We start from the raw sequence: 14,931 nt of genomic DNA, 5'->3' as shown, positions 1-14,931 counted from the left end.
GAGGACATACCCGCAGCGACCAATTCCCAGAACTGACGCTGCACCGCCACCAACGAATGATGAGTCGCCATCAACACCCCTACCTACGAAGTGTTGCAACCACCCCTTTAACCCAAGCGAGTGGCCGGCACGCCAGCGTCGATCTCGGCGGATGAGGGCCTTCGGGGTTCGCATCGTCGGACGGGCTGGCTGGGATTGCCCGCCTCCTCAACGGACCCCTTCGGGGTTCGCATCGTCGGACGGGCTGGGTAGCCTCTGACCGTGGCTCTCTACCGCAAGTACCGTCCTGCGACCTTCGCCGAAGTGGTGGGGCAGGAGCACGTCACCGAGCCACTGTCGACCGCACTGACCGCCGGCCGAATCAACCACGCCTACCTCTTCTCCGGCCCGCGCGGCTGCGGCAAGACCTCGTCGGCGCGCATCCTGGCCCGCTCGCTGAACTGCGAGCAGGGTCCGACCGCCACCCCGTGCGGGGTCTGTGACTCCTGTGTCGGATTGGCGCCCAACGGATCCGGCACTATCGACGTCGTCGAACTCGACGCGGCCAGCCATGGTGGTGTCGACGACACCCGGGAGTTACGCGACCGGGCGTTCTACGCACCGGCCCAGTCGCGCTACCGCGTGTTCATCGTCGACGAGGCGCACATGGTCACCACCGCGGGATTCAACGCGCTGCTCAAGATCGTCGAAGAGCCACCCGACCACCTCATCTTCGTGTTCGCCACCACCGAACCGGAGAAAGTGCTGCCGACCATCCGCTCGCGGACCCACCACTACCCGTTTCGGCTGCTGCCACCCAGGACCATGCGCGGCCTGATCGAGGGGATCTGCGCCCACGAGGACGTGATCGTCGACGACGCCGTCTACCCGCTGGTGATCCGCGCCGGTGGCGGTTCGCCCCGCGACACGCTGTCGGTGCTCGACCAGTTGCTGGCCGGCGCCGAAGGTAACCGGGTCAACTACCAGCGGGCGTTGGGCTTGCTGGGCGCCACCGACATGGCGCTGATCGACGAATCCGTCGACGCGCTGGGCGCCGGGGACGCCGCGGCGTTGTTCGGGGCCGTGGAATCGGTGATCGATGCCGGCCACGACCCGCGTCGCTTCGCCACCGACCTGTTGGAGCGATTCCGCGATCTCCTTGTGCTGCAAGCAGTTCCGGATGCCACATCACGAGGAGTGGTCGATGCGCCCGAGGATGTGCTGGACCGGATGCGCGAGCAGGCGACCCGGCTGGGCCCGGCGACGCTCACCCGCTATGCCGAGGTGGTGCACGCCGGCCTGACCGAGATGCGCGGCGCGACGGCGCCCCGCCTGCTACTCGAGGTGATCTGCGCGAGGCTGCTGCTGCCGTCGGCCAGCGACGCCGAATCGGCTCTGCTGCAACGGGTCGAGCGCATCGAGACGCGACTGGACATGTCGATTCCAGCCGGCGAGCAGGCGGCGGTGGCGGTGCAACCCGCCTACGTCCGGCCGTCGGTCGCGGCGGCACAGGCGGCGCCCCCACACCAGGCGCCCCCGCAGGCGGCGCCCCAGCCGCCCCCGGTGGTCGCCGCCGAGCCCGAGCCGGCCCAGCCCGAGCCGGCCCAGCCCGAGCCGGTCCAGCCCGAGCGTCCGGCCGAACCCGAGCCGGCTTCGATCGCGCCCGAGCCGGCTCAGGTCGAGGTCGAGGTCGAGCCCGTCGCGGTCGAGGAGAGCCCGGCACCCGTGGGTACGGGCGAGCCGAACGCGGCAGCGGTGCGCACCCTCTGGCCGACCGTGCGCGACAAGGTCCGCCAGCGCAGCAGGACCACCGAGGTCATGCTGGCCGGTGCGACCGTCCGCGCTGTCGAGGGCAACACGTTGGTGCTGAGCCACGACTCGGCGCCGCTGGCCAAGCGACTGAGCGAACAGCGCAATGCCGACGTCATCGCCGAGGCGCTCAAGGATGCGCTGGGTGTGGATTGGCGTGTGCGCTGCGAGACCGGTGCGCCGACGGCAGCGGCGCCGGAACCCAAGGCCGCGCCGCCGCCGATCGAGCGACCCCGTCGAGTGGTCCCGCCGCCACCTCCGCCGCCCGAACCGTCCGCCGACCGGGAATCGGATCAGCGAGCCGAGGAAGAGAGCATGCTCGCCGAGGCGAATGACGACGATGCGTCGACACCGCGCCGCGACCCCGAAGAGGTCGCGCTGGAACTCCTGCAGAACGAATTGGGCGCCCGCCGCATCGACAACGCCTAGTCGTGCGGCCGCGTCGGCGCTGGCATGCCTGAGACCACTAGTAATATTCTGGCTATCTAATCAGGCAAATAGTATGTAATACTCAGAATATGACCACGGTTAGTATGCGGCCGTCGGAAGCCGCGCCCGGTACGTCAGGTACTTCGGAGCCGCGTAACCGCGCGATCATCGACACCGGCGACCTTCCCCATCCGCCCTACCGGGTGCCGTTCGTCGGCGACGTCCTCGGGCTGAATCCCCGCACCCCGTTCCAGTCGTCGCTGCCGCAGACGGAGAAGCTGGGCCCGATCTCGGCGCGCAAGATGCTCGGCACGGAGATGGTCGCCGTCAGCGGACTCGATCTGGTCGCCGAGGTGCACGACGAAACCCGCTTCGGAAAGTACGTGGGACACCACCTCGCGCCGCTGCGCGAGGTTATCGGGGACGCGCTGATCACCGTCGAGACCGACAATCCGAATTGGAAGCTTGCCCACGACATCCTGAAGCCCGCCTTCAGTCGCGAAGCGATGCAGGGTTACCACTCGATCATGGTGCAGACGATCCGGGAGATGCTGGTCAACTGGGACGGTGTCGCCGACGATGGACGCCGGGTGGACGTCACCGCGGACATGACGCGCCTGGCTCTGGAATCCATCGGTCGGGCCGGGTTCGGCTACCCCTTCGGTTCCTTCGACCGGCGCCGGCCGCACACTTTCATCTCGTCGATGAACCGGGTGCTGAAGTACGCCAGCTGGTCGACGTTCCCGCCGCTGACCAGGCTGCTGCAGCCGGCGATCCGGCGCTCCGGCGCTGTGATGGGCCGCATCGTCGACGACGTGATCGAGGCCCGTCGCGACGGCGCCGCTCCCGGCACGCCCGACCTGCTCGACCTGATGCTGAACGCCACCCATCCGCAGACCGGACGTCGGCTGGACCCGGTCAACATCCGTCAGCAGGTCATCACGTTCATCGTCGCAGGACACGAGACCACTTCGGGCGCATTGTCTTTCGCGCTGTACTACCTCACCCAGAATCCTGAGCTGCTGGCGCGGGCCACTGCGGAAGTAGACGCGCTGTGGGGTGCGCAGGACGACCCCGAGCCGGCCTACGGTGATGTCGCGAAACTTCGCTTTGTGCGGGCGGTGCTCGACGAGGCACTGCGGTTGTGGCCCACCGCGCCCGGTTACCTGCGCGTGGCACACGACGACACCGTGCTGGGTGGGCGCTACCGGATCAAGAAGGGCCAGTGGGTGCTGGTGGTGCTGCCGCTCGTGCAGCGCGACCCGCGGGTGTGGCCGGACCCCGAGCGGTTCGACCCTGACCGTTTCGCGCCCGGTCAGATGAAGAGTCGCGCACACGCCTACAAGCCGTTCGGCACGGGTCAGCGGGCCTGCATCGGTCGACAGTTCGCGCTGCACGAGGCGGTGTTAACGCTCGCGTTGATTCTGCACCGCTACGACCTGACCGCCGACAGCAAGTATCGGCTGAAGATATCGGAGTCGATCACGTTGAAGCCGAGGGGATTTCGGCTCCGTCTGCAGAAGCGTGCCGCGTCGGCGCGTGGGCAGTCGGTTCAGGGCGGATCTGGCCGCCTCAGCGCCTAGGGCCGGCGCGGCCACCTATACGCTGGTCGGCGAGATACGCCCGCGCAGAGGAGTAACGCCTAATGGGAAACGTCAGTGCCGCCAGCACGATCCTGGTCAACGCTGAGCCCGCCGCCGTGCTGACCGCCGTTGGTGACTACCGGGACGTCCGGCCCAAGATCCTGTCCTCGCACTACCACGACTACCAGGTGCTCGAGGGCGGGCAGGGGCAGGGCACCGTTGCCAGCTGGAAGCTGCAGGCCACCAAGTCGCGCGTCCGCGACGTCAAGGCCAGCGTCGACGTCGCCGGACACGCCGTCATCGAGAAGGACGCCAACTCGACGCTGGTGACCAACTGGACGGTCGCGCCGGCCGGACCGGGTTCCAGCGTCACCGTCACCACGACGTGGAAGGGCGCCGGAGGTGTGAAGGGCTTCTTCGAGAAGACGTTCGCGCCGTTGGGCTTGAAGAAGATTCAGGCCGAGGTGCTGGCGAACCTGAAGCGGGAAGTCGAGAGCGGTCGGGGCTAGCCCGACGACGATGCAGGCCGGAACGGCCTGAGGAGAAGTCGGACGATCGGGGCTTAGCGGGCGGCGGCCTGGCCGCCGAGGAACGCCGCAACACCCCGGGCGACTGCGTCGGCGTATTTCTGCCGTCCCTCCGGGCTCTCCATCAGCGCCGAGTCGACCGGGTTCTTCATGTTGCCGCACTCCACCAGAACCGAGGGGTACTGCGCCAGGTTCAGCCCGGCCAGGTCTGAACGCCCGTAGAGGCCGTCCTGGCCGATGTAGCTGGCCGGCGGAATTCCCGAGGCTTGCATCTGGTCGCGCATCACCCGGGCGAGCTGAACGGCCGGCCCGGCCTGGGCCTGGTTGAGCGGCGGTGCCGAGTAGTTGACGTGGAAGCCCCGGCCGCCCGCCGGTCCGCCGTCGGCGTGAATGCTGACGATCGCGTTCGGGTGCAGAGCGTTCGCCATCGCGGCGCGCTGATCCACACACGGGCCGACGGTGGAGTCGTCGCCGCGCGACATGGCGGTCCGGGCCCCGAGTGCGTTGAGGGCGGCCCGGAGTCGCAGCGTGGTGTCCCAGGTGAAGGTGTGTTCGGGGTAGCCGCTGTTGGTGGTGGTCCCGCTGGCCTGGCAGTCCTTGGTGCCGCCGCGACCGGTGGGCACCTGGCGGCTGATCGAGCCGTCGTTGGCGCCGTTGTGGCCGGGATCGAGGAAGACGATCATGCCGGCGATGCTTCCGGGTGCCGCCAGTGCGCTCGGCGGTGCGGGTGCGACGACGGCGGCGACGGTGATCATGGCCGCCGCGGCCAATGCCGCCGGGGGCCCGACACGTAGACGGTGAGGTATGCGCACGCCGCCACGTTAGCCCGGCGCCGTCTAGGCTTGGAACTCTGAACCGCCCGCACGGCGCAGGCGAAACCAAGTCGATACCAAGACGCAAGGGGACTGTCATGCAACCCGGAGGCCAGCCCGATATGTCGGCGTTGCTCGCCCAGGCTCAGCAAATGCAAGCACAGCTGATGGAGGCCCAGCAGCGGCTGATCGCCTCGGAGGTGGTGGGCAAGGCCGGCGGCGATCTGGTGGAAGTCACGGTCAAGGGCAGCGGCGAGGTGGTCGCGGTGAAGATCGACCCCAAGGTCGTCGACCCCGAAGATGTCGAGACGCTGCAGGACCTGCTGGTCGGCGCGCTCGCCGACGCCGCCAAACAGGTCGCGGCGCTGGCGCAGCAACAGCTCGGTCCGCTGGCGGGTGGCTTGGGCGGCGGCGCACTGGGTGTTTGAAGGACCGGTCCAGGATCTGATCGACGAGCTCGGCAAGCTGCCGGGTATCGGGCCGAAGAGCGCCCAGCGCATTGCTTTTCATCTGCTGTCCGTTGAGCCGCCGGACATCGACCGGCTCACCGCGGTGCTGGCCAAGGTTCGCAACGGAGTCCGGTTCTGCGCCGTGTGCGGCAACGTCTCCGACGACGAGCGCTGTCGCATCTGCGCGGACCCGCGCCGCGACGGCACTCTGGTCTGCGTCGTCGAGGAGCCCAAGGACGTCCAGGCCGTCGAGCGCACCCGTGAATTCCGCGGTCGCTATCACGTGCTGGGCGGCGCATTGGATCCCCTGTCCGGCGTCGGACCGGACCAGCTGCGAATTCGCGAGCTGCTGAACCGGATCGGCGAACAGGTCGACGGGGTCGACATCACCGAGGTGATCATCGCGACCGACCCCAACACCGAAGGCGAGGCGACGGCCACCTATCTGGTCCGGATGCTGCGCGATATTCCCGGGCTGACCGTGAGCCGGATCGCGTCCGGCCTGCCGATGGGCGGCGACCTGGAATTCGCCGACGAGCTGACCCTGGGCCGGGCGCTGACCGGCCGCCGCGCGATGGCTTAGTCACACGGGCAACACGCGCACCTGACTCCGACCACTAACCCTTGGTTGGAATCGTCACCACCTGCGATATCACCGGCCAACGTGATATCGCCCGTGGTGACAAAACGAAAAAAGAGTGCCCCGGCCCTCTCGTTGCACACGAGGCTGGTGTGACGCCCGAGAGCTCAGGCCCGAAGTCGTTCGCGGCGAAGCAGATCCACCTCAGGCAGCTCCAGCGGCGCGAGCTCACCGACCACCCGGCCCAGTAGCTGGTCGGCGAACTCGGGGTTGCGCGCCAGGCAGGGGCCATGCATGTAGGTCGCGAACACGCTGCCCTGCACCGCGCCGTCCACGCCGTCACCCAGGCGGTTGCCGGCACCCTTCTTGACCGCGCCCAGCGGCGTCGCGGCCGGGCCGAGAACCGTTCCGCCCCGGTGGTTTTCGAAGCCGGTCAACGGCGCGGTCAACCCGGCCAGCAGCGGGGTGGTGACCAGTTCGCCGATCGTCCGCGTGGGCTGCGGCGAGGTGGTCAGGTCGATCAACCCGACCCCGTCGACCCGCTCACCGGCCGACGTCTCGTACCAGTGACCGAGCACCTGGATGGCCGCGCAGATCGCCAGGACCGGCGCGCCGCGACCCGCGGCGCGCTGCAGTCCCGGGTAGCGGGTGAGGTGTTTGGTGGCCAGCCGCTGCGCGTAGTCCTCGGCACCGCCGAGCGTGTACAGGTCGAGGCTGTCGGGCACCGGGTCGGCGAGCGTGATCTCGATGATCTCGGCGGCGATGCCCCGCAGTCGCAGTCGCTGCCGCAGCACCGCCGCGTTACCGCCGTCGCCGTAGGTGCCCATCACGTCGGGCAGAACGAGGCCGATCCGAATTGCCGAGTCAGCCATGGCGCGCCAATCGGCGCTGCAGCTGCAGAAACGCGGTGTAGTTGGCGAGCACCTCGACCGGTCCGGGCGGGCAGGACGCGATCGCGGCCAGGGTGTCGTGGATCAGGGTGTGATCGACGTCGGCGTAACCCAGCCGCACGGCGAGATCGGTGCCGCGTTCACCGGCCGCCACCACCGCAGTCTCCGCGAGATGCTCGAAGCGGACGTCCCACAGCCAGGACAGGTCTTCGCCGTCGGGCACCTGACCGTTGACCGCGATCACCAGGCCGGCCGCATTCCTGTTGACCATCGACAGCGCTTCCTGCCAGCCGGCCGGGTTCTTGGCCAACAACATTCGCACGGAGTGCGCGCCGACCTCGATGGTCCGGTACCGCCCGGCGACCTCGTCGACGCCGCCCACCGCGGCCACCGCGGCGGCCGGATCGGCGCCCAGCGCGACGGCCGCGGCCACCGCTTGCGCCGCGTTGCCCCGATTCACCACGCCCGGCAGCGCGAGTCGCATCGGTAACGCCAATCCGTCTGGGCCGTACAGCGTCTCGTCGTCGAACCACCACTGCGGGCTGGGCCGCTTGAAGTCGGCGCCGGTCGAATACCAGTGGCCGTGCTCGCGAACGATCACCTCGCCACTGCGCGGGCAGCTGACCGAGTCGGCCGCCCAACTGCCGCCGGCGGCGACCCAGACCACGCCGTTGTGGTCGTAGGCGGCTGACGTCATCAGCACGTCGTCGCAATTGGCCACCACGACCGCGTGCGGATGAGCGGCCAGCCCGGCTCGCAACCGCCGCTCGATCACATTGATCTCGCCGACGCGGTCCAGTTGGTCCCGGGACAGGTTGAGCAGGATCAGCACATCGGGCTCGATCGCGTCCGCGACGTGTGGCACGTGCATCTCGTCGACCTCGAGAACGGCCAGCGACGCGGACCGGTCGGCGGCCAGCGCGGCGATCAGCCCGGCATCCATGTTGGCGCCCTCGGCATTGGTGGCCACACCGCCGAGTGTTCGCAGCGCGGCCGCTGTCATCCGGGTGGTCGTCGACTTGCCGTTGGTGCCGGTGACCACCACCGAGCGCCGACCGGCGCCGAGCTGCCGCAGGATGGACCGGTCCAGCGTCATCGCGACCAGGCCGCCGATCATCGCACCGGCGCCCCGGCCGGTCACTCGTGACGCCCAGCGCGCGCCGGCGCCGGCGGCCAGGGCAAGTCGTCCACGGGCGGTGATCACCGGGGAATCTTAGGTCGATCGCAAGCTCGGCGCTGTTCCGAGTGCGGCGGGTCGACCTGATGGACCTAGGTCGATCGCAAGCTCGGCGCTGTTCCGAGTGCGGCGGGTCGACCTCACGGACTGAATCGGCGACACGGCGTGCAGCGACCCGGCGATGTCGGCTCGGCGTGAAATCCTCGGTTTCATGCGGGACAGTACGACGGCTGTGAAGGCGGGGCCCTGGGGTCGACCGGTCACCGAGCCGGGTTCGGGTTGGGCCGTCATCGACGTCGAGACATCCGGCTTCAAGCCCGGCAGCGCGCGCGTGATCAGCCTCGCGGTGCTCGCACTCGACGCCGACGGCCACGTCGAGCATTCCGTGGTCAGCCTGCTGAACCCCGGTGTGGATCCCGGGCCCACCCACATCCACGGCCTGACCGCCGACATGTTGGAAGACCAGCCGCAGTTCAGCGAGATCGTCGGCGAAGTGGCTGAACTCGTGCGCGGACGGACGCTGGTCGCCCACAACGTCGCCTTCGACTACGGCTTCCTGACCGCCGAGGCGGAGCTGGCCGGCGTCGAGCTGCCGATCGACAGCGTCATGTGCACGGTCGAGCTGGCCCGCCGCCTGGAACTGGGCACCGACAACCTGCGTCTGGAGACCCTGGCCGCGCACTGGGGAGTCACGCAGCGCCGCGCCCACGATGCCTTCGACGACGCCGTCGTCTTGACCGACGTGCTGGCGGCCTCACTGCGGCGGGCGCGCGAACGGGACGTCTGGCTGCCGGTGCGACCGGTCAGCAGACGGATCTGGCCCAGCGGCAAGGTGACTCACGAGGAACTCCGGCCGCTGAAAGTGCTGGCCTCCCGGATGGCCTGCCCGTATCCCAATCCGGGCCCCTACGTCCGCGGCGGGCCGTTGGTGCAAGGCATGCGGGTGGCGCTGTCGTCGGAAGTCCAGCGGACGCACGACGAGCTGGTCGAACGGATCCTGCACGCCGGGCTGGCCTACGCCGCCGACGTCGACCGGGAAACCTCGCTGGTGATCTGCAACGAACATCGCCCCGTGCACGGTAAGGGCCACCTGGCGCACGAGCTCGGGGTGCCGCTGGTGTCCGACTCGAAGTTCATGGATTCCGTCGGCTCGACGGTCGGCGGCAGCGGTGCCGCCGAGATCCTCGACGGGTCGCATGCGGGTGAGCAGTTCGCGCTCTTTTAAGAAATGACCCGCCTCCTCAGCACCACGGCCCGGCTCTGCACCACGGCCCTGCGCGAAGCTCGAGTCGGTTTGATTGAGTTAAAGCAATGAATGCAACTGGCGGCCGGTGGCGGGTATGGGCCGCCGCGGCGGCCGTAGTCCTGACGGCCAACGGGTGCACCCATCACGGCGGCGCGTCGAGATCTGCCAGCGTCCACGTTCCGGAAAACTTCTGCAGCCTGCTCAGCGCATCCGACATCAGCCGGGTGATGGGCAGCGCATTTCCCGCCGCCCAGGGCAGCCAGTCGCCGAGCGAAGCGCAGTGCACGTCGATTCCGACCGCCGGCAACGACGTCAGCTTCAAGCTGTACTGGAACAACGAATACTGCATCGACGGTAAGCCCGTCGACAAGAAGTGCCTCGATTCGCAGGCCAAGGGTTTCGGCGTCAACAAGCAGAGCGCCGGCAACGTGCAGAACGTCCCGGCCTTGGGCGATCAGGCGTTCTGCTTCGTGGCCCCGCCGGCGACCGTGGACGTGCTCAAAGGCTGGGTCTACCTGATCGTGGGCGCCGACAGCTGCGTACAGGCCCAGACCTTGGCCGGAATGCTGCTGGCCAAGGTCCTGGCCTGACGACGGGTCAGATGCGCGCGGCCCGGTTGACCGCCGAGACCACGGCACGCAGCGACGCGGTGGTGATCGACGGTGCGATACCCACGCCCCACACCGTCTTGCCGTTGATCGAGGCTTCGACGTAAGCAGCGGCCTGGGCGTCCTCGCCACCGCTCATCGCGTGCTCGGAGTAGTCCAGCACCGCCACGTCGAAGTCGATGGTGGCCAACGCGTCGACGAACGCGGCGAGCGGCCCGTTGCCGGCGCCGTTGATCTCGGTCTCGACGTCGTCGACCTTGACCGTCGCGGCGATCCGGGTGATGCCGTGATCCTCCTCCGACGCGTCGACGCGTTGCCTGATTCGTTCCAGTGGCCGGATCGGCGCGATGTACTCGTCGTTGAAGGCATCCCAGATCTCCTTGGGAGTGACCTCACCGCCCTCGCCATCGGTGATCTTCTGGATGGCCTGCGAGAACTCGATCTGCAGCCGCCGCGGCAGCGCCAGCCCATGGTCGGCCTTCATGATGTAGGCCACGCCACCCTTGCCGGACTGCGAGTTGACCCGGATCACCGCCTCGTAGGTGCGGCCGACGTCGCGCGGGTCGATCGGCAGATACGGCACCTGCCACAGCATGTCGTCGACATCGGTGCCGGCCTCGTCGGCGGCGACCTTCATGCTGTCTAGTCCCTTGTTGATCGCGTCCTGATGGCTGCCGGAGAATGCGGTGTACACCAGATCGCCGCCGTAGGGGTGGCGTTCGGGCACCGGCAACTGGTTGCAGTACTCGACAGTGCGACGGATCTCGTCGATGTTCGAGAAGTCGATCTGCGGGTCGACGCCGCGGGAGAACTGGTTGAGCCCCAGCGTCACCAGGCAGACGTTTCCGGTGCGCTCGCCATTGCCGAACAGGCATCCCTCGATGCGGTCGGCCCCCGCCTGGTAGCCCAATTCGGCTGCGGCGACGGCAGTTCCGCGATCGTTGTGCGGGTGCAGGCTCAAGATCACCGAGTCGCGCCGGGCCAGGTTGCGGCTCATCCACTCGATCGAGTCGGCGTAGACGTTCGGGGTGGCCATCTCGACGGTGGCGGGCAGATTGAAGATGATCGGGTTCTCCGGCGTCGGCTCGATGATGTCGCCGACCGCGTCGCAGACCTGCTTGGCGTATTCGAGTTCGGTGCCGGTGTAGGACTCCGGCGAGTATTCGAAACGCCATTGTGTGCCAGGGTATTTGGCTGCCTCCTCGACGCACTTGCGGGCGCCGTCGGTGGCGATCGCCTGCACCGCGGCTCGGTCGGCCCGAAACACCACGCGCCGCTGCAGGATCGACGTCGAGTTGTAGAAGTGCACGATCGCGCGGTGCACGCCCTCGCACGCCAAGAAGGTCCGCTCGATCAATTCAGGCCGGCATTGGGTCAGCACCTGGATCGTCACGTCTTCGGGAATCGCTCCCTCAGTGATGATCTCGCGAACGAAGTCGAAATCGGTCTGGCTGGCCGACGGGAATCCGACTTCGATCTCCTTGTAGCCCATCCGAACCAGCAGGTCGAACATGCGGCGCTTGCGGGCCGGGCTCATCGGATCGATCAGGGCCTGGTTGCCGTCACGCAGGTCCACCGCACACCACAGCGGCGCGGTGTCGATGACCTTGTCGGGCCAGGTGCGGTCGGCCAACCGGATCGGCTCGACCTCGTCGGCGAACGGCCGGTACCGGTCGACCGGCATCGACGATCCGCGCTGGGTGTTCCACGAGGGCTGGCCGGGACGGGGTGGGCCCACGGGTTTGTTGATGGTTCGGCTGGACGTGAATGCGTCGGGGGATTCGATCGACGACTTGGAATAGCTGGTCACGGTGGTCGCTCCGGGGTTTTGAGAGGGCGCCCGAATGTGGGCTAGACCGGCGCATCGCGAACACCCGCGACAGGAAGCCGGTCTGGATCAGGCCCTGTCGCGGCGTCCGAGAAGGAGCACCCGCTGCACGCTGGCTACTGTACCGCGCCCACCGTCCCGGCCAAAGTCACTTCGACGGGACGATCCGGACCGGGATGTCGGTGTTCTCGTCGGTGTAATAGCTCGCGCAGACCCGGTGGTAGCCGTCGGCGATCTGCAGGGCCACCCCGGTGTCGAGGTCGCCGCGCACGACGAGGATCGGGGAGAGGCGCTTGCCCTTCTTGATCTTCTTCAGGTCACGCTGCACGTGCACGTTGTCCTTGGGGAGTAGGGCGAGCTGCGAGGCACGCAACAGGTCCTTGGCCTTTCGGTGCACCACCGGGGCCTGTTTGAGCGCCGCCACGATCGCGTCGATCTGCTCCGGTGAGGCCAGCAGGGCGAGATAGTCCGCCGCTGCGGGGTAGTCGTGCTCGTCGGGTTCGTCTCCCCACAGCACTTCGGGCGCACTCGCCATCGCGTCCACCTTTCGTCGGCCCCCTGCATAGCAGATGGCGCGAAACGGCGGGTGCAGGTCACAGTCCTGGTCGACGTATCCTGTTTTCCGACCTGATTACTTGCCGGTACTCAACGACCTGAGAGAGCAACAGTGGCGCTCGTCGTGCAGAAATACGGTGGATCATCGGTGGCCGACGCCGACCGGATCCGCCGGGTCGCCGAACGCATCGTCGAAACCAAGAAGCAGGGCAACGACGTCGTCGTCGTGGTCTCGGCGATGGGCGACACCACCGACAACCTGCTGGATCTGGCTCAGCAGGTCTGCCCGGCCCCGCCGGCGCGCGAGCTCGACATGCTGCTGACCGCCGGCGAACGAATTTCCAACGCCCTGGTCGCGATGGCCATCGAGTCGCTGGGCGCCCAGGCCCGCTCGTTCACCGGATCGCAGGCGGGCGTCATCACCACCGGTGCCCACGGCAAGGCCAAGATCATCGACGTCACGCCGACCCGGCTGCAGGCCGCGCTCGACGAGGGCCGCATCGTGCTGGTGGCCGGATTCCAGGGTGTCAGCCAGGACACCCGCGACGTCACCACGCTGGGCCGCGGCGGCTCGGACACCACCGCGGTCGCGCTGGCCGCGGCTCTGCACGCCGACGTCTGCGAGATCTACACCGACGTCGACGGAATTTTCAGCGCTGACCCGCGGATCGTTCCCAACGCCCGCCGACTCGACACGGTCACCTTCGAGGAGATGCTCGAGATGGCTGCCTGCGGAGCGAAAGTGCTGATGCTTCGCTGCGTGGAATACGCCCGCCGCTACAACATCCCGGTGCACGTGCGCTCGTCGTACTCCGACAAGCCCGGCACCATCGTCACCGGATCGATCGAGGACATACCCATGGAAGAGCCCATCCTGACCGGCGTCGCCCACGACCGCAGCGAGGCCAAGGTGACCGTCGTCGGCATCCCCGACTATCCGGGTTACGCCGCCAAGGTGTTCCGCGCGGTCGCAGACGCCGACGTGAACATCGACATGGTGTTGCAGAACGTCTCCAAGATCGAGAACGGCAAGACCGACATCACGTTCACCTGCCCCCGCGACAACGGCCCGGCCGCCGTCGAGAAGCTGGACGCGCTCAAGAGCGAAATCGGTTTCAGCCAAGTGCTTTACGACGACCACATCGGCAAGGTGTCGCTGATCGGCGCCGGTATGCGCAGTCATCCCGGAGTCACCGCCACGTTCTGTGAGGCGCTGGCCCAGGTCGGTGTCAACATCGACTTGATCTCCACCTCCGAGATCAGGATCTCGGTGCTGTGCCGCGACACCGAACTAGACAAGGCGGTTGTCGCGTTACACGAAGCATTCGGCCTCGGCGGTGCCGAGGAGGCCACGGTGTACGCGGGAACAGGACGATAAATGGTTGCAATAGGAGTTGTGGGTGCCACCGGCCAGGTGGGCCAGGTGATGCGCCGGCTGCTCGACGAGCGTGACTTCCCGGCGACCAGCGTCCGGTTCTTCGCTTCGGCTCGCTCGCAAGGCCGCAAGCTGCCGTATCGCGGGCAGGAGATCGAGGTCGAGGACGCCGAGACGGCCGACCCGAGCGGTTTGGACATCGCGCTGTTCTCCGCAGGAGCGACGATGTCGCGGGTTCAGGCACCGCGGTTCGCGGCAGCCGGCGTGACCGTGATCGACAATTCGTCGGCCTGGCGCAAGGACGACCAGGTGCCGCTGGTGGTCTCCGAGGTCAACTTCGCTGACGCCAAGAACCGCCCGAAGGGCATCATCGCCAATCCCAACTGCACGACGATGGCCGCGATGCCGGTGCTCAAGGTGCTGCACGACGAGGCCCAATTGGTCCGCCTGGTGGTGTCGAGCTACCAGGCCGTGTCCGGTACCGGAGTTGCCGGGGTGGCCGAATTGGCCGAGCAGACCCGCGCCGTGATCGACGACGCCGAGCAGTTGGTGCAGGACGGCAGCGCGTTGCAATTTCCGGCACCGAAGGCTTACGTGGCGCCGATCGCGTTCAACGTCGTGCCGCTGGCCGGCAAGCTGGTCGACGACGACTCCGGTGAAACCGACGAGGACCAGAAGCTGCGCAACGAAAGCCGCAAGATCCTGGGTATCCCCGACCTGCTGGTCAGCGGGACCTGCGTACGGGTGCCGGTGTTCACCGGCCACTCGCTGTCGATCAATGCCGAGTTCGCGCAACCACTTTCACCGCAACGGGCCCGGGAGATCCTGTCCGGCGCGCCAGGGGTCAAAGTGGTCGACGTGCCGACGCCGTTGGCCGCCGCCGGTGTCGACGAATCGCTGGTCGGCCGGATCCGCCGCGATCCGGGTGCGCCGGAGGGGCGTGGCCTGGCGCTGTTCGTCGCGGGCGACAATCTGCGTAAAGGCGCTGCCCTGAACACTATTCAGATCGCTGAACTGCTCGCCGCTGACCTGTGACATCAGGGTGAGCTTGGCCCGCCACTCACTGACTAGCGTTGTATTGCTT

General features: G+C 67.8%; 14 protein-coding genes. 9 read left to right on the top strand and 5 right to left on the bottom strand.

Features of this window, described 5'->3' with window-relative positions; all coding sequences use genetic code 11:
* Positions 1-261: 261 nt before the first annotated feature.
* The 3 genes from CYU59_RS26905 (at position 262) to CYU59_RS26895 (ending at position 4,309) form a co-directional block, all read left to right on the top strand.
* On the top strand, positions 262-2,217 hold the full coding sequence (locus CYU59_RS26905) for a DNA polymerase III subunits gamma/tau (protein WP_293004324.1): 1,956 nt from the start codon (positions 262-264) through the stop codon (positions 2,215-2,217).
* Positions 2,218-2,306: 89 nt separating this feature from the next.
* Positions 2,307-3,800 (top strand): cytochrome P450, encoded by a 1,494-nt coding sequence (locus CYU59_RS26900; protein ID WP_293004323.1) that lies wholly within the window; start codon positions 2,307-2,309, stop codon positions 3,798-3,800.
* Positions 3,801-3,862: 62 nt separating this feature from the next.
* Positions 3,863-4,309: an SRPBCC family protein gene (locus CYU59_RS26895; RefSeq protein WP_293004322.1), complete on the top strand. Its 447-nt coding sequence runs from the start codon at positions 3,863-3,865 to the stop codon at positions 4,307-4,309.
* A 53-nt stretch (positions 4,310-4,362) separates the two neighbouring features.
* Here the strand turns inward: CYU59_RS26895 and CYU59_RS26890 are convergent, their stop codons facing one another.
* Complete coding sequence (locus tag CYU59_RS26890; RefSeq protein ID WP_293004333.1) at positions 4,363-5,082, bottom strand: Rv3717 family N-acetylmuramoyl-L-alanine amidase; 720 nt, start codon at positions 5,080-5,082, stop codon at positions 4,363-4,365.
* 155 nt (positions 5,083-5,237) lie between these two features.
* On the opposite strand from CYU59_RS26890, the gene CYU59_RS26885 reads away from it, so the two are divergent.
* Entirely contained in the window at positions 5,238-5,567 is a 330-nt protein-coding gene (locus tag CYU59_RS26885; RefSeq protein WP_293004321.1) for a YbaB/EbfC family nucleoid-associated protein, read from the top strand.
* A complete protein-coding gene (gene recR, locus CYU59_RS26880; protein WP_293004320.1) occupies positions 5,560-6,171 on the top strand; it encodes a recombination mediator RecR in 612 nt (203 codons plus the stop codon). The genes CYU59_RS26885 and recR overlap by 8 nt, the downstream gene beginning before the upstream one ends.
* A 164-nt stretch (positions 6,172-6,335) precedes the next feature.
* Here the strand turns inward: recR and CYU59_RS26875 are convergent, their stop codons facing one another.
* Positions 6,336-7,040, bottom strand: a complete 705-nt coding sequence (locus CYU59_RS26875; protein ID WP_293004319.1) for a type 1 glutamine amidotransferase — start codon at positions 7,038-7,040, stop codon at positions 6,336-6,338.
* Positions 7,033-8,262, bottom strand: coding sequence for a Mur ligase family protein (locus CYU59_RS26870; protein WP_293004318.1), 1,230 nt, complete (start codon positions 8,260-8,262; stop codon positions 7,033-7,035). Before CYU59_RS26870 ends, CYU59_RS26875 begins: the two co-directional genes overlap by 8 nt.
* 205 nt (positions 8,263-8,467) lie before the next feature.
* Here CYU59_RS26870 and CYU59_RS26865 point away from each other — a divergent pair, with 205 nt between their 5' ends.
* Positions 8,468-9,460, top strand: coding sequence for a DEDDh family exonuclease (locus CYU59_RS26865; RefSeq protein ID WP_293004332.1), 993 nt, complete (start codon positions 8,468-8,470; stop codon positions 9,458-9,460).
* A gap of 86 nt (positions 9,461-9,546) precedes the next feature.
* Positions 9,547-10,071 (top strand): hypothetical protein, encoded by a 525-nt coding sequence (locus tag CYU59_RS26860; RefSeq protein WP_293004317.1) that lies wholly within the window; start codon positions 9,547-9,549, stop codon positions 10,069-10,071.
* A 7-nt stretch (positions 10,072-10,078) separates the two neighbouring features.
* Here the strand turns inward: CYU59_RS26860 and leuA are convergent, their stop codons facing one another.
* Positions 10,079-11,899, bottom strand: a complete 1,821-nt coding sequence (gene leuA / locus CYU59_RS26855; protein ID WP_293004316.1) for a 2-isopropylmalate synthase — start codon at positions 11,897-11,899, stop codon at positions 10,079-10,081.
* A 166-nt stretch (positions 11,900-12,065) separates the two neighbouring features.
* Positions 12,066-12,452: a hypothetical protein gene (locus CYU59_RS26850; protein ID WP_293004315.1), complete on the bottom strand. Its 387-nt coding sequence runs from the start codon at positions 12,450-12,452 to the stop codon at positions 12,066-12,068.
* A gap of 132 nt (positions 12,453-12,584) precedes the next feature.
* Between CYU59_RS26850 and CYU59_RS26845 the strand changes: the two genes are divergently transcribed.
* Complete coding sequence (locus tag CYU59_RS26845; RefSeq protein WP_293004314.1) at positions 12,585-13,850, top strand: aspartate kinase; 1,266 nt, start codon at positions 12,585-12,587, stop codon at positions 13,848-13,850.
* The gene (locus tag CYU59_RS26840; protein WP_293004313.1) at positions 13,851-14,882 is read left to right on the top strand and encodes an aspartate-semialdehyde dehydrogenase; all 1,032 of its coding nucleotides are present in this window, start codon (positions 13,851-13,853) and stop codon (positions 14,880-14,882) included.
* Positions 14,883-14,931: the final 49 nt, after the last annotated feature.

The organism is Mycobacterium sp. (assembly GCF_002863225.1).
Taxonomy (GTDB): Bacteria; Actinomycetota; Actinomycetes; order Mycobacteriales; family Mycobacteriaceae; genus Mycobacterium.
Note: the sequence above shows the minus strand (reverse complement) of the source record. Positions and strands in the feature narration are given on the sequence as shown.

Bases quoted from the DNA above. Each gene is read 5' to 3' on its own strand.
- CYU59_RS26900 (WP_293004323.1), top strand. From the start codon at position 2,307: ATGACCACGGTTAGTATGCGGCCGTCGGAAGCCGCGCCCGGTACGTCA.
- CYU59_RS26875 (WP_293004319.1), bottom strand. From the start codon at position 7,040: ATGGCTGACTCGGCAATTCGGATCGGCCTCGTTCTGCCCGACGTGATG.
- CYU59_RS26860 (WP_293004317.1), top strand. From the start codon at position 9,547: ATGAATGCAACTGGCGGCCGGTGGCGGGTATGGGCCGCCGCGGCGGCC.
- CYU59_RS26850 (WP_293004315.1), bottom strand. From the start codon at position 12,452: ATGGCGAGTGCGCCCGAAGTGCTGTGGGGAGACGAACCCGACGAGCAC.
- CYU59_RS26885 (WP_293004321.1), top strand. From the start codon at position 5,238: ATGCAACCCGGAGGCCAGCCCGATATGTCGGCGTTGCTCGCCCAGGCT.
- CYU59_RS26890 (WP_293004333.1), bottom strand. From the start codon at position 5,082: ATGATCACCGTCGCCGCCGTCGTCGCACCCGCACCGCCGAGCGCACTG.
- CYU59_RS26895 (WP_293004322.1), top strand. From the start codon at position 3,863: ATGGGAAACGTCAGTGCCGCCAGCACGATCCTGGTCAACGCTGAGCCC.
- CYU59_RS26840 (WP_293004313.1), top strand. From the start codon at position 13,851: ATGGTTGCAATAGGAGTTGTGGGTGCCACCGGCCAGGTGGGCCAGGTG.